The 14,673-nt window shown below is 64.8% G+C and carries 11 protein-coding genes; 5 read left to right on the top strand and 6 right to left on the bottom strand.

Annotated elements, in window-relative coordinates:
* Positions 1-53 precede the first annotated feature (53 nt).
* Together C0Z18_RS33690 and exaC are read left to right on the top strand one after the other, a co-directional pair.
* Positions 54-416 (top strand): energy transducer TonB, encoded by a 363-nt coding sequence (locus C0Z18_RS33690; RefSeq protein WP_158244324.1) that lies wholly within the window; start codon positions 54-56, stop codon positions 414-416.
* 265 nt (positions 417-681) lie between these two features.
* Positions 682-2,208 carry an acetaldehyde dehydrogenase ExaC gene (exaC, locus tag C0Z18_RS28930; RefSeq protein ID WP_102648870.1) on the top strand — a complete coding sequence of 509 codons (1,527 nt, stop codon included), beginning with the start codon at positions 682-684 and terminating at the stop codon, positions 2,206-2,208.
* An 87-nt stretch (positions 2,209-2,295) separates the two neighbouring features.
* On the opposite strand, the gene C0Z18_RS28925 is transcribed toward exaC, so the two are convergent.
* Complete coding sequence (locus tag C0Z18_RS28925) at positions 2,296-3,369, bottom strand: porin (protein ID WP_102648869.1); 1,074 nt, start codon at positions 3,367-3,369, stop codon at positions 2,296-2,298.
* Positions 3,370-3,620: 251 nt separating this feature from the next.
* The gene (acs, locus tag C0Z18_RS28920; RefSeq protein ID WP_199189571.1) at positions 3,621-5,606 is read right to left on the bottom strand and encodes an acetate--CoA ligase; all 1,986 of its coding nucleotides are present in this window, start codon (positions 5,604-5,606) and stop codon (positions 3,621-3,623) included.
* 400 nt (positions 5,607-6,006) lie between these two features.
* On the opposite strand from acs, the gene C0Z18_RS28910 reads away from it, so the two are divergent.
* Both C0Z18_RS28910 and C0Z18_RS28905 read left to right on the top strand, forming a co-directional pair.
* Positions 6,007-6,276 (top strand): ubiquitin family protein, encoded by a 270-nt coding sequence (locus C0Z18_RS28910; protein WP_102648867.1) that lies wholly within the window; start codon positions 6,007-6,009, stop codon positions 6,274-6,276.
* 44 nt (positions 6,277-6,320) lie between these two features.
* Entirely contained in the window at positions 6,321-7,469 is a 1,149-nt protein-coding gene (locus C0Z18_RS28905) for a WD40/YVTN/BNR-like repeat-containing protein (protein ID WP_102648866.1), read from the top strand.
* A gap of 82 nt (positions 7,470-7,551) precedes the next feature.
* Here the strand turns inward: C0Z18_RS28905 and C0Z18_RS28900 are convergent, their stop codons facing one another.
* A complete protein-coding gene (locus tag C0Z18_RS28900; RefSeq protein ID WP_102648865.1) occupies positions 7,552-8,436 on the bottom strand; it encodes a LysR family transcriptional regulator in 885 nt (294 codons plus the stop codon).
* A gap of 132 nt (positions 8,437-8,568) precedes the next feature.
* Between C0Z18_RS28900 and argC the strand changes: the two genes are divergently transcribed.
* A complete protein-coding gene (gene argC, locus C0Z18_RS28895; RefSeq protein ID WP_102648888.1) occupies positions 8,569-9,495 on the top strand; it encodes an N-acetyl-gamma-glutamyl-phosphate reductase in 927 nt (308 codons plus the stop codon).
* An 82-nt stretch (positions 9,496-9,577) separates the two neighbouring features.
* Here the strand turns inward: argC and C0Z18_RS28890 are convergent, their stop codons facing one another.
* From C0Z18_RS28890 to C0Z18_RS28880, 3 genes are all read right to left on the bottom strand, one after another.
* Positions 9,578-10,834, bottom strand: coding sequence for an MFS transporter (locus C0Z18_RS28890; protein ID WP_102648864.1), 1,257 nt, complete (start codon positions 10,832-10,834; stop codon positions 9,578-9,580).
* Positions 10,835-11,088: 254 nt separating this feature from the next.
* The gene (locus tag C0Z18_RS28885; RefSeq protein ID WP_332888224.1) at positions 11,089-12,453 is read right to left on the bottom strand and encodes a sigma-54-dependent transcriptional regulator; all 1,365 of its coding nucleotides are present in this window, start codon (positions 12,451-12,453) and stop codon (positions 11,089-11,091) included.
* A 2-nt stretch (positions 12,454-12,455) separates the two neighbouring features.
* Positions 12,456-14,471 carry a sensor histidine kinase gene (locus C0Z18_RS28880; protein ID WP_102648863.1) on the bottom strand — a complete coding sequence of 672 codons (2,016 nt, stop codon included), beginning with the start codon at positions 14,469-14,471 and terminating at the stop codon, positions 12,456-12,458.
* Positions 14,472-14,673 lie beyond the last annotated feature (202 nt).

Here is a 14,673-nt window from a genome sequence, read left to right as displayed (position 1 = left end):
GGCAGACGCATTCGGCTTCGACACCGATAACACCAAGCACGGCGCAGCCGGAATTGCCTTCAGCATCGACGGCCGCGGCGACGCAAGAGCGCGGGCAAGCACCCAGCGCACCGGAGCCGCCGACACGGGCCGCCGACGCCGCGCCGCTCTTCGACGCCGCCTATCTCCACAATCGTGCGCCCGACTACCCGCCGACGGCGCTCGCGCGCCGTTGGGAGGGAACGGTGCTGCTGAACGTGCACGTGCTGGCGAACGGCACCGCGCGCGAAGTGACCGTGCTCGCATCGAGCGGGCATGAATCGCTCGATGCCGCCGCGCTCGAAGCCGTCGCCGACTGGCGTTTCGTGCCCGCGCATCAAGCGGGTCAGGCAATCGACGCCTGGGTGCACGTGCCGGTCGTCTTCAAAACCGCCTGAATCGGCCAATGCTTTCGACGCCGCCCTACGTGCTCGAACGCTCTGCTACGAGCACTTAGTTAAATCTCCCGCTGTCTAAATTTGAAACACGTCGAGCGCGCGACTATCGTAGTTGTGCCGAATTGAAACACCGCGAGGAGATCGATTTATCGCGGCTCTCCGGTTTTCAATGCTTCGTCTTTGGCATGCTTGTTGCCTCATCCTGCCGACAGCCGATTGGCGCTGTGATTCCATTTCAGAGAACGCAATCGAAAGGAGACATGCGATGGACCTGTTTGACCTCAAACAACTCGGCCTGGACGTCGAATACCCGTTCCGCAAGGAATACGAGAACTATATCGGCGGCAAGTGGGTCGCCCCCGTCGGCGGCAACTACTTCGAGAACGTGTCGCCGATCAACGGCAAGCCGTTCTGCCGCATCCCGCGCTCGAGTGCTCAAGACATCGAACTCGCGATCGATGCCGCCCACGCGGCCCGTCGCAAATGGGCCAAGACGTCCACGACCGAACGCGGCAATCTCCTGCTCGCGGTCGCCGATCGGATGGAGAAGAATCTGAAGCTGCTGGCCGTGGCCGAAACGATCGATAACGGCAAGCCGCTGCGCGAGACGATGGCCGCCGATCTGCCGTTGGCCGTCGATCACTTCCGTTATTTCGCGGGCTGCATTCGAGCGCAGGAAGGCGCGATCTCCGAGATCGACGACAACACGGTGGCGTATCACTTCCACGAGCCGATGGGCGTCGTCGGCCAAATCATTCCGTGGAATTTCCCGCTGCTGATGGCGGCATGGAAGCTCGCCCCCGCGCTGGCGGCCGGCTGCTGCGTCGTCATGAAACCGGCCGAGCAGACGCCGGCTTCGGTGCTGGTGCTGATGGAGCTGATCGGCGATCTGTTCCCCGCCGGCGTCATCAACATCGTCAACGGCTTCGGCAAGGAAGCCGGGGAAGCGCTGGCCACGAGCAAGCGCATCGCGAAGATCGCCTTCACGGGGTCGACGCCGGTAGGCAAGCACATCCTGCGTTCGGCCGCGGAAAACTTGATTCCGTCCACGGTCGAACTGGGCGGCAAGAGCCCGAACATCTTCTTCGCCGACGTGCTCGACCAAGACGACGCATTCCTCGACAAGGCGCTCGAAGGCCTCGCGATGTTCGCGTTGAATCAGGGCGAAGTCTGCACGTGTCCGTCGCGCATCCTGATCCAAGAGTCGATCTACGATCGCTTCATCGAAAAGGCGATTGCGCGCGTCGGCAAGATCAAAGCGGGTCACCCGCTCGACATGCAGACGATGATCGGCGCGCAGGCCTCGCAGCAACAACTCGACAAGATCCTGTCGTACATCGACATCGGTCGCGGCGAGGGCGCGCAGTGCCTGACGGGCGGCGCGCGCACGGCACCGCTCGCCGAACTGGGCGACGGCTACTACGTGCAACCGACGATGCTGCTCGGCAACAACAAGATGCGCGTCTTCCAGGAAGAAATCTTCGGGCCGGTGGCATCGGTGATGACGTTCAAGGACGAGCAAGAAGCGATCGAGTTGGCCAACGATACGTTCTACGGCCTCGGCGCCGGCGTGTGGACCCGCAACGGGACGCGCGCGTACCGCATGGGCCGCGAGATCGAAGCGGGCCGCGTCTGGACCAACTGCTATCACCTGTACCCCGCTCATGCCGCGTTCGGCGGGTACAAGCAGTCGGGTATCGGCCGCGAAACCCATAAGAAGGCGCTCGAGAACTATCAGCAAACGAAGTGCTTGCTGGTCAGCTATCAAGCCGAAGCGTTGGGCTTCTTCTGATCGAACGCCGCCGCCAGTAGTTGCTCGAGCGCCGCGGACAATCGATGCGGCGCTCGAGCGAAGCCTTACCGGCAGAATGTCAGAACGTCAGAAGGCGTGACGAACGCCGAGATCCACCCCTACCGTCGTGCCCGATAACGCGAACAGCGTGTTGTCGCTGAGGCCGAACCCGGTATTCATCGCCCCGTGGTTGTTCACCACCGCGGCTTGCGCGTAAAGCTCGGTCGCTTTCGAGAGGCTATATACGCCGCCGAGTGCGCCCATGACCGAGTGGTTCTTCGTATCGTTGCGGTCGCTCGTGAACCAGACGCCGGTATTGAGGTCCAGCGCCGGGGTGGCTTGGTAGTCCAAGCCGGCGTTATACACGTTGTTGCTGAACGATCCCGCCACCTTGTAGCTCGTGAACGATGCCTTAGCCGTCAGCGCGCCGAATCGGTATCCGGCGCCCAGCGTGCGGCCCACGAACGCGACCGTGCTCGAGAGCGGCGTGATGGCCGTGCCGCCGCTGTTGCCGTCGTAAAACGCCAGATCGAGCATCAAGCCGCCGTTCTGATAGTTCAGGCCGCCCGAGTACTGGCGTCCCGCTTGGAAGTTGCCCGCTTGCCCGCCGAGCGCAAGCATCGCGCTGCCCGTGAGGCCGGCAAACGCCGGGCTCGTGTAGGAGATCGCGTTCGAATTGAACAGGCCCGTGGCGAGCACGTTGTCGACATAGTTGATGAGTCCGCCGCCGAAGTGCGCGAAGTTGCGTGGGTCGGAATTGTCGATCGCCAGCAGGAACGGCGAGAACTGCAAGCCGAGCTTCGCTTCGCCGAATCCGCCGTCGAGCGCGACCCAGGCTTGCCGTCCGAAGAAGTTACCGTTCGAGTGGCTCAGCGCGCCGTTGGCGACGCTGATGCCGCTCTCGAGCTGGAATTTCGCTTTCAATCCGCCGCCCAAATCCTCCGAGCCCATGAGCCCGATCACCGACGGTGTGAGGCCCGTATCCATGAACGAGAATTGACGGCCGGCGTTTTGCCCGGGGTTCGCGCCGGGCGTGCGGTTCGTATAGACGAAGCCCGCGTCCAAATCACCGTAAAGCGTCACGCTGCTTTGCGCGAAGCTAGGCGCGCTCGCAACAGCGCCGAGTAAGGCTGCGGACCACAGGATCTTTTTGCTGCTCATTGTCTACCTCCAAGGGTTGGTATGGACGTGTGGAACGAATGGTCCTATCGATTAAATAGGAGTACTAATTAACTGCTGAAAAAGCGAAGAAGCGAATGCTCGACCGCACCGAGTCGTGGTCGATCTTGCATTCGCGCGGCCGGACATCGCCGGTGGGCGATGCTTTTCGGAGAAAAGCCTAGGCACTTGCGCCGAGGCTCGGGTGCCGATACGCGCGGGTGGCGGGTATCGGCGAGGAAGCGCGGGCGGTGTTAGACGGCCCGGCCGAGTTGATCGAGGATTTCGGGGTTTTCGAGCGTGGATGTGTCCTGCACGATCGCGTCGCCCTTGGCCAGCGAGCGCAGCAGGCGGCGCATGATCTTGCCCGAGCGCGTCTTCGGCAGGTTGTCGCCGAAGCGGATCTCCTTGGGCTTGGCGATCGGCCCGATTTCCTTGCCGACCCAATCGCGCAACGTTTTGGCGAGTTGCTCGGCTTCTTCCCCTTCGGGCCGCGCGCGCTTCAACGTGACGAAGGCCACGACCGCTTCGCCCGTGGTGGCGTCGGGCCGTCCCACCACGGCCGCCTCCGCGACGAGCTCGTGTGCGACGAGCGCCGATTCGATCTCCATCGTGCCGAGCCGGTGGCCGGAAACGTTGAGCACGTCGTCGATGCGGCCCGTGATCGTGAAGTAGCCCGTTTCCGGATCGCGCACGGCGCCGTCGCCCGCGAGGTACAGCGTGCCGCCGAGCTCGGGCGGGTAGTAGCTGGCTTTGAACCGCTCGGGATCGCCCCAAATCGTGCGGACCATCGACGGCCAGGGACGCTTCACGACGAGTATTCCGCCTTGTCCGTCGGGCACGCTCTGGCCCGTCTCATCGACGACGGCGGCCATGATGCCCGGCAGCGGCAAGGTGCACGAGCCGGGCACCGTCGGCGTGGCGCCCGGTAGCGGCGCGATCATGTGACCGCCCGTCTCCGTTTGCCACCAGGTATCGACGACGGGGCAACGCTCGCCGCCGACATGCCGGCGGTACCACAGCCACGCCTCGGGGTTGATCGGTTCGCCCACGGTGCCGATGATGCGCAGGCTCGCGAGATCGTAGCGCGCGGGGTGCACGCTTTCGTCGGCATCGGCCGCCTTGGTCAGCGAGCGAATGGCGGTGGGGGCGGTATAGAACAGCGAGACCTGGTGGTCGGCGATCATCTTCCAAAAGCGTCCCGCATCCGGATAGGTGGGCACGCCTTCGAACACGACTTGCGTCGCGCCCAGCGCGAGCGGGCCGTATGCGATATACGTGTGGCCAGTGATCCAGCCGATGTCGGCGGTGCACCAGAAGACGTCCTCGCGCTTCCAGTCGAACGTCCATTTCATCGTTTGCACGGCCCAGAGCAGGTAGCCGCCCGTGCTGTGCTGCACGCCCTTAGGTTTGCCGGTGGAGCCCGACGTGTACAGGATGAACAGCGGGTGCTCGGCGCCGACCCACTCGGGCTCGCAGATGTCGGACTCGTTTGCGACGATCTCGTGCATCCATGCGTCGCGGCTGGTGTCCCAGGCGACCTCACCGCCCGTGCGGCGATAGACGATGACGGAGCGCACGACATCGCAGTTGCCCATGGCGAGCGCTTCGTCGGCGATTTGCTTCAGCGGCAGCGTCTTGCCGCCGCGCACTTGCTCATCCGCGGTGATGAGCGCGACGGCGCCGACATCGACGATGCGCTCATGCAGCGATTTAGCCGAGAAGCCGCCGAAGACGACCGAGTGCGTCGCACCGAGCCGCGCGCACGCTTGCATGGCGACGATCCCTTCGATCGACATCGGCATGTAGATGACGACGCGGTCGCCGCGTTTGATACCGCGGCGCTTGAGCGCATTGGCGAAGCGTGCGACGCGCGCGAGCATCTGTGCGTAGGTCACACGTGTGACGGTGCCGTCGTCGGCCTCGAAGACGATGGCGACACGATCGCCGTGGCCGCTAGCGACATGGCGATCGAGGCAGTTGTACGAGGCGTTCAATTCGCCGTCTTCGAACCACGTGTAGAACGGCGCGGCGGACTCGTCGAGCACCTTCGAGAACGGCTTGCGCCAATCGATCGCCTCGCGTGCGAGGCCGCCCCAGAATCCGGCGTAGTCGCGCTCGGCGTCGGCCGCGAGTGCGCGGTAGGCCTCCATGCCGGCGACGTTCGCGCCGGCTTGCGCCTCGGCGGACGGCTCGAAGGTTCGCTGCTTCTGATGGGGCAATTCGATCGGGTTGGTCACAGGTGTCTCCGCTAATGTCGTGCTAAGTCGATGCGCCGCCACGGACGCAACATGTGTGCCAATCGCTGCATAGCACGGTGTAATGGGCACTGCCCGCGGCGGGCGTCGATATGAACGACGCGATCGCCGAATGCGACTGCTTCAGAATGCGACGATGCGGTGTTTCAGCCCGCGACAGTTGACCGCGGGGCGGCCCGGCGATAGCGCTTGCGAGCCGCTTATCCCGTCGATTGCGTCGCCGGAACCACGCAAGTTCGTAAGCGCGGCCGCCATCGACGGCGAACATTCCCTCCGCCCGCCAAAATGCGCGAATACCTTGCGCACAAGCGCTCCCGCGCGAAAAATCCGCCCCGTCGGCATCGACTACACTTAAGCACCTCATTTGAAACGCCTATCCCTCATGGCGCACGTGTTTTTCGCCGCCGCGATTCAACGGCATATCGCCATGCCCGAACGCGATGTCGACGCACGCTCGGTCGATGAAGCGTTATCGATCGTCTTCGCCGACGAGCCGCGTTTGCGCGGATACATCCTCGACGATCAAGGCGGCCTGCGCCGGCACCTCTCCGTCTTCGTCGACGGCCAGCCGTTGCGCGACCGCCGGCGCTTATCGGATGCGGTCGATACACAATCGCGCATTTACGTGGTGCAAGCGCTTTCGGGCGGCTGACATCGCGGGCCGACGATGACGACGACGCAGATGGAGACAAGACCGTGAACGACTACCGCTTGATCGTGGGGACCCGCAAAGGATTGTTCGTTTTCGAGCGCGACGACGAGCGCCCGGGCCGATGGAGGCAAGCGGCGCTCCATTTCATCGGCGAGCCCGTCACCTCGGCGTTGGTGGACCCGCGCGACGGTACGCTGTATGCCGCGCTCAATCTCGGTCACTTCGGCGTGAAGCTGCATCGGCTACCCGCGGGGGCGAGCGAGTGGGAGCCGTGCGCGTCGCCTGCGTATCCGCAACAGCCGGAAGCCGAGGCGCCGGCGGGCGGCGGCGGCACCGCGCCGGCGGACGGGCAAGGCACACCAGCGAGCGAGCCGCTGTGGTCGCTCGAGCAGATTTGGACCCTCGAGCCCGGCGGCGCGGATGAGCCCGGCACGCTCTGGGCCGGCACGATTCCAGGCGGGCTCTTCCGCTCCGACGACCGCGGCGAGACCTGGACGTTGAACCGTGCGCTCTGGGATCGTCCCGAGCGCAGGGAGTGGGGCGGGGGCGGCTACGACCATGCGGGCATTCATTCGGTGCTGGTCGATCCGCGCGACAGCGAGCATGTGACGATCGGCGTGTCGTCGGGCGGTGTCTGGCAAACGCGCGACGGCGGCGATACGTGGCGCCCTTCGTCGAAAGGGATGCAGGCGGATTACATGCCGCCCGAGCGGCGCGAGGAAGAAAACGCGCAAGATCCGCACCGCGTCGTTCAGTGCCTCGCCGCGCCCGATATGTTGTGGACTCAGCATCATTGCGCGATTTTCCGCTCGACCGACGGTGGTGAACGTTGGACTCGGGTGGAGGCGCAGCCGTCGAACTTCGGGTTTGCCGCCGCCGTCCATCCGCGCGATCCCGACACCGCGTGGTTCGTACCGGCGGTCAAGGATGCTTGCCGTCTTCCCGTGGATGGCCGATTCGTCGTCACGCGCACGCGCGATGGAGGGCGCACGTTCGAGGCGTTTTCCGAAGGACTGCCGGCGGCGCCCGCCTACGATCTCGTTTATCGTCACGGGCTCGCCATCGATGGGAGCGGGACACATCTCGCCATGGGCTCGACGACGGGCGGGCTTTGGACGTCCGACGACGCCGGTGAAAGCTGGCATGAGCTATCGTCGCATCTTCCGCCCATTTATCACGTGAGCTTCGCGTAGCCGTTACGCCAAGGTCCGTTCCACGACGTTGTGATCTGCTTCCTACCGGTCATCGAGACGGTGCCGATACGAAGGGCTAGCGCTAGCGCGCCTTGAGCGCCCACAGCGCATCGAGCACGTGCTCGGTGGCGCGCTCGACCTCGCCCGCCCGATGCGCGATGCCGAGTTCTCGCCAAAGCGCGGGGCGCAGCGGCCGCATCGCAATGCGTGCATCGGAGCGGGGTGCGCCCGCCTCATGCGGCAACAGTGTCGCGCCATAGCCCGCGGCGACCAGACTCTTGATGGCATCGTCGTAGTTCAACTCGATGCGTGCGGCGGGCCGATAGCCGCCGAGCGCGAACCATTCCGACGTCAGCCGCGAGAGTCGCGTATTCGCATCGTTCAGGATCAACGGGCGCGCCGCGAGCCAAGCGGGCGTGATACGCGCCGGTAGCGGCCAATCGCCCGGCAAGAACGCCATGACCGGATCGCGGCGCCACGGCCGGATCGCGAGCCCCGCGACGGTGGATTGCGGCAAGGCGACGATGCCGACGTCGAGCGTGCCTTGCGCGAGGCGAGCCAGCGTTTCCTGTGAGGTGAGCACAGCGATTTGCACGTCGATGTCGGGGTGGTGTTCGCGCAATTGCGAGATCGCTTGCGGCAACAGATGCGCGATCGCGCCCGTCGATGCGCCGAGGCGCACTCGGCCGGCGAGGCCCTGCACTTGCCGGCTCACGTCGTCGAGCGTCGATTCCACCTCGGCAAGCAGCCGCCGCGCACGCTCGACGAGCACTTCACCGATCGGCGATGGCCGCACATTGCCGCGTTTGCGCGAGACGAGCGGCGCGCCGATCCGGCTCTCTAATTCGGCGATGTGCAGGCTTACCGTCGGCGGCGCGAGATGGAGCACTTGCGCGGCGGCCGCGAACGACCCGTGGTCCGAGATCGCGACAAGCGTGCGCAGGCGGTCCAAGCTGATCTCTCGCATCGTCGCTTCCCGTTGGCGTCAAATTCAGAAATCATGAATCAACACGTCATGAAATTCAACTTTTCATAGGCTCGGTTGCGGGCGCACGATACGTCTTCATTTCCGCAGATCGGATTCGAGGAGGGCGATCGCATGCATGTTCCGACGGTTTTTATCGATGGCGACCAGGGCACCGCTGGGCTGCAAATCCACGAACGCTTGCGCGGCAGGACGGACATTAGGCTGGCAACGTTGCCTCCGAACGAGCGCAAAGACCCGCATCGTCGCGCGCAAGCCATCAACGATTGCGATATCGCGATCCTCTGTCTGCCCGATGCCGCCGCGCGCGAAGCGGTGAGCTACGTTCGCAACCCCGAGGTGCGCGTGATCGATGCAAGCTCTGCGCATCGCACGCAGCCGGGGTGGGTGTATGGATTGCCGGAATTGGACGACGGGCAAGCGCAACGTATCGCGTGCGCTAAGCGCGTGACGAACCCGGGCTGCTATCCCACAGGGGCGATCGCGCTACTGCGTCCGCTGATCGACGCAGGCTTGTTGCCGCGCGACTATCCGCTGGCCATTCATGCGATCTCGGGTTATTCGGGCGGCGGACGGTCGGCCATCGACGAATACGAGGCGGCCCACGGGCAGGTCGCGGCACCGTTCAAGGTGTACGGGCTTGCGCTCGAACATAAGCACACGCCGGAGATCGAGTTGCATGCGGGCCTTTCTGATCGTCCGTTCTTTGTGCCGTCTTACGGGGCGTACCGGCAAGGCATCGTGATGACGATTCCGATCCAGTTGAGGTTGCTCCCGGCGGGGACGGACGGCGAACGGTTGCACGCCTGTCTCGCGCAACGGTACTCGGGGGCCCGCCACGTGGAAGTCATGCCACTGGCCGATGCCCGCGCGACGACGCATCTCGACCCGCAGGTGCTGAACGGCACGAACGACTTGCGGCTAGGCGTATTCGCCAACGCGGAGCGGGGCCAGGTCTTGCTGTCGGCCGTGTTCGACAACCTTGGCAAGGGCGCTTCCGGCGCGGCGGTGCAGAACTTGGATTTGATGCTTGGGGTGTAGTCGCGCCGGATGAAAAAACAGGCGGCAACGCATCGTGCGTTTGCCGCCTGCCCGTTCTATCACGGGTCAGATAGGTACCGCGCTAGCGGATCGCGCCTGCGATGTTCGCATCGCCTAGCCCAACGTTCGACTCGCTTCCCTCACCCGCGTCGATCTGCACCCCGCGATGCTCGCGCCCGAGGCTGATCAATACCGAAATCACGACGGCGACGATACCGGCGACGATCGCCATCGCCATGCCGTAGTTATCGCCGTTGCGGTGCGCGATGCCGGCTTGAATCGTTGCATTGGCCGAGGCAAGCAGATTGCCGAGCTGATACACGAGACCCGGGAACGTCGCACGCACCTCGGGCGGCGACATTTCGTTCAAATGCGCCGGAATCACGCCCCATGCGCCTTGCACGGAAATCTGCATCAAGAACGCGCCGATCGCGAGCGGCACGCTGCCGGTCGAAAAGGCCCACAACGGCAACACGGGCAGCGCGATCAGGGCCGCGATGGCGATGGCCTTGCGTCGCCCGATCTTCTCGGACAGCGAACCGAACACGATGCCGCCGATGATCGCGCCGATGTTGTAGATGATCGCGATCACGCTAACCGTATGCGTCGAGAACTTGTGCTGCACGAGCAGGAACGTCGGATACATGTCCTGCGTGCCGTGGCTGAAGAAGTTGAATGCCGTCATCAGCACGATCATGTACAGCGCCAGCTTCCATTCGCGTGCCAGTACCGAAAAGATGCTCGTGCGCACGCCGGCGCGCTGCCCACGCTCCCAACTCGGCGATTCCGGTACGTTGCGGCGAATGAACAGCACGAGCAGCGCGGGCAGCACGCCGATCATGAACATGCCGCGCCAGCCGATCGAATCGTGCAGCAGGCCGAACACGACCGAGGCCAGCAGATAGCCGGACGGGTAGCCCGCCTGCAAGATCCCCGACATGACGCCGCGCGATTTCGGCGGGATGGATTCCATGGTCAGCGCGGAGCCGACGCCCCACTCGCCGCCCATCGCCACGCCGAACACACTGCGCAAGACGAGCAGCATCGTGAGGCTCGTGGCAAAACCCGAGGCCAGATCGAGTACCGAGAACAGCACGATGTTGGCCATCAAAACGGGACGGCGCCCGTAACGGTCGGCCAGCCGGCCGAAGATCAATGCGCCGAGCGGGCGCAAGGCAAGCGTCAAAGTGATCGCAACCGTGACGCTCGTGATCTCGGCCCCGAAGGCCTTGGCGATGTCCTTTAAAACGAACACCATGAGAAAGAAGTCGAATGCGTCGAGTGTCCAGCCTAGGTAGCTGGCGAGGGCGACGCTACGCTGCTGCTTGGTCCAAGCCATGAAACTGTCTCCTGTCGATTGATCGTAGTTGTGGCGATGGGCGAGGCGTTGCGCCTTCGCCGTGGCGCTGAATAACGCAGGAGGCGTGCCAATCGCGGTGCGCGGCTAACGTATTGATTCGACGGGGCTTGCGTTCGATCGACACGGGACGCTCGCGCGGAAATCCGCCCAGCGCGAGCTATTCGCTGTGCGGAAATCGTGACGAGTGGCGTGCGTGTAAACCCTGCGGGGCTAGCGACGCGGGCGTGCTCGCTTCAACGAAAATCGTCGGAGGTGATCGCGAGGCGGCGCATCTTGTCGTAGAGCGTTTTCTTCGGCAGCCCTAAGCGCTCGCAAGCGAGAGACGCCCGGCCCTGGCAGGCGCGCAGCGCTTCCTCGATCAAATGGCGCTCGAATCGATTCACCTGCTCCTCGAGCGTGCGGGGGGCGGTGGCGATCGAATCGTCGGTGTCGTTCAGGTCGGCGAGCAGGCCCAAGGTGAAGCGCTCGGCGACGTTGCGCAATTCGCGCACGTTGCCGGGCCAGGGACGCGACATCAAGGTCTGCATCTGCTCCGTGCTGGCCGCCTCGGGCACCGGTCGGCCGTAACGGGCCGACGCCTGCAAGACGAACTGCTCGAACAGCAGCGGGATGTCCTCGCGCCGCTCGCGCAGCGGCGGGACCTCCAGCACCACGACGCCGAGCCGGTAATAGAGGTCGTCGCGAAACCGCTGCTCGCGCGCGAGCGCCAACAAATCGGCTTTCGTGCCCGCGACGATCCGGCAATTCATCGGCAACAACTCGTTCGATCCCACGCGCTCGAAGGCGCGCTCTTGCAACACGCGTAGAAACTTCGCCTGCAGCGACATCTGCATCGTCTCGATCTCGTCGAGAAAGAGCGTGCCGCCGTCCGTGTATTCGAGTTTGCCGATGCGGCGCTTCATTGCGCCCGTAAACGAGCCCGCCTCATGGCCGAATACTTCGCTCTCGAATAGCATTTCGGGAATGCCGGCGCAGTTGATCGCGGCGAAATTCGCATCGCGTCGGCGGCCGGCTTCGTGCAGTGCGCGCGCGACCACCTCCTTGCCGGCGCCGGTTTCGCCGAGCACGAGCACGTTCGTGTCGGTATCGGCAAGATCGAGAACGACGCGGCGCAGGCGCTCGATGGCCGGCGATTGGCCAAGGATCTTCGCGTCGATCCGGTCGCGGGCGCTGAGCTGGCGCCGCAGCGTATCGAGCTCGAGGGTGAGATGACGCTTGTCGAGCGCGCGTTGGGCGACGTCGGCCAAATGCTCCGACGAGAACGGCTTTTCGATGAAATCGTAGGCGCCGCGCTTCATCGCTTCGACGGCCATCGCGATATCGCCGTGTCCGGTGACGAGAATGACCGGCAGATCGGCATCGATGGCACGCACCCGCTCGAGCAGCGCGAACCCGTCCATGCCCGGCAAGCGCACGTCGGTCACGACGATGCCGGCAAAGCCGAGACGGATCTGGCGCAGCGCCTGCTCGGCGCGCTCGAACGCCTGCACGTCGATACCGCGCAACTGCAACGCTTGTACGCCGCCGAGTCGCACGGCCGGCTCGTCCTCCACGAGCAAGACCTTGAGCCCATCGTGTTCGCTGCGCGCTTGCATCATCTCTATTCCCCTTCCGCGGCGCCTCGTTGGGCGCGGTTCGTGTCCGTCTTGGCGAGTTCGCCGACGCCGTCGCCCGGCGCGCGGCGCAGACGCAACGTGAACGACGCACCGCTTGCCGCCGCGGCAGCATTCGCTTTCAGTGTGCCGCCCAACTCGCGCATGATGCCCGCGCAGATCGCCAGGCCGAGGCCGAGCCCCGCTCCCGGCGGCTTCGTCGTGAAAAACGGTTCGAACAATCGCTCGCGCACGGTCTCGGGAATGCCGGCGCCGGTATCGGCGACGACGATCTCGACGTAGGCGTCGTCCGCCGCATCGGCTCGCACGGCGATCGACAGTTGCCGGCGAGGGCAGCCGAGCATTGCGTCGAGCGCATTGGTGAAGAGATTCACGAGCACTTGTTCGAGACGGTTGGCATCGGCAAGCACGACGAGGTCGGAGTGTGCGCTCGAGCCGTCGCCCGCGTCGCGCACGACCTCGACGTCTTCCTTGCGCAGCCGGGGCTCGACGAGAAACAGGGCATTGACGAGGGTTCGCTCGACGGCAACCGGCTCGAGCTCGGCCGGCCCCTTGCGCGAGAAGCGGCGTAGTTGGGCGGTGATTTTGCCCATCCGCTCGATGAGCCCGGCGATCACGCGTAGGTTGTTTTCGGCCTCGTCTTGCCGCCCGCGTTGCAGAAACAGCAGCGCGTTGTCCGACAGCGTGCGCAGCGCGGCGAGCGGTTGATTCAGTTCATGCGTGATGCCAGCCGACATCTGCCCGATGAGCGCCATCTTGCCGGCCTGCACGAGTTCCTCCAGTGTGGCCTTCAGCGTGGCTTCGGTGCGTTTGTGCTGGGCGATCTCGTTGCGCAGGCTCTTGTTGGCCCGCGCGAGCGCGCCGGTGCGCCGGGTGACTTTACGCTCGAGTTCGTCGTTCATCCGCTCGAGCGTCTCGCGCATCGCGAGCCGCTGCGCGATCACTTTGCGCCGTTGCAGCACGTAGAGCGTGCCGATCGTGGCCAGCGAGAGGCCCAGTGCGGTGACGAGCGCCGCATAGCGCGCGTTTTTGCGGGCCGGTGCGATGTCGGTCAGCGACATGATGCGCCAGTCCGTGCCGGCGACGGTGCGGCTCACCACCACGAAATCCATCGCATGCGGGTTCGGCGTGTTCGCGAGCAGCGGGTTGGGCGGCGATACGGTGTCGATCTCGGCGTTTGCCGCGAGCCGGCGGCGCGGCACGAGCCCGATGTCGGCGAGCGCGCCGGGTCCGCCGTATTGACGCTTCGCGTCGATGCGGGCGCGCGCCGCGGCCGACAACGGATGGAGCGTGCGGTATTTCCAGCCGGGGAACGACGACAGAAAGACGACGCCATTGGCGTCCGCCACCAGCACCGTTTCGTCGCCGCGCGTCCATAGCGCTTCCATCGAGTCGAGGCTGATCTTGGTGGCGACGACGCCGAGTTCGCGCCCGCCCGCACCGATGCGCGCGGCGTAGAAGTAGCCGGGCAAGCGGCTCGTCGATCCGAGGCCGTAGAAGTGGCCCGTGCCGTTGTGCAGGGCGTCGATGAAGTACGGCCGGTAGGAAAAATTCTGCCCGACGAAGCTGATCGGCTGATCCCAGTTGCTGGCCGCGAGCGTCGTGCCCCTCAAATCGAGCACGTAGATGGCGGCGGCTTGCGAATCGGTCGTCACGTCGGCCAAATAGCGATTGACGCGGGCACTCAGCGCCGCATCGGTGGGATGCCGCAATAGATCGGCGATATCGGGGTTCAGACTCAGCAGAGCCGGCAGGTAGTCGTAGCGCGTGAGCTCGCCCCTGAGCGTGCTTTCGTCGACGTCGAGCCGGCGAGCCGCGCGTTCGATGATCGTTTCCGTTTCGGCGCGCTGCGCGTAGCGATAGGCCGTCCATGCGCCGGCCGCGACGAGGGCGGCGAACGCGAGCGTCTTCACCGTCTGCGAGACACTGGGCAGGCGCGAGGCGATGCGCGCGGGCCAACGCGGCGAGCGAGGCAAAGGCGCACCGGGCCGAAGTGAATTCATGTGAAGGCGCTGAGGCTGGGCCAGCTAGTTGCTACCGGGATCGCGCAGTTTAACGAATCCGGCGGCCGGTGGGGATCGGGGTAAATCGCAGCGCGTTGTTGCGGCGATGGTAACATTTGTTGTCGCCGGCGTTGCCGGCGTTCTTTCGCCTTTTCTCTTTTCTCTTTTTTCGATTGCCTTTCCCGCTTGCCGGCTCTTGCCC

This window comes from Trinickia dabaoshanensis (assembly GCF_002879885.1).
GTDB classification, from domain to species: domain Bacteria; phylum Pseudomonadota; class Gammaproteobacteria; order Burkholderiales; family Burkholderiaceae; genus Trinickia; species Trinickia dabaoshanensis.
This window is presented reverse-complemented; position numbering and strand designations above follow the sequence as displayed.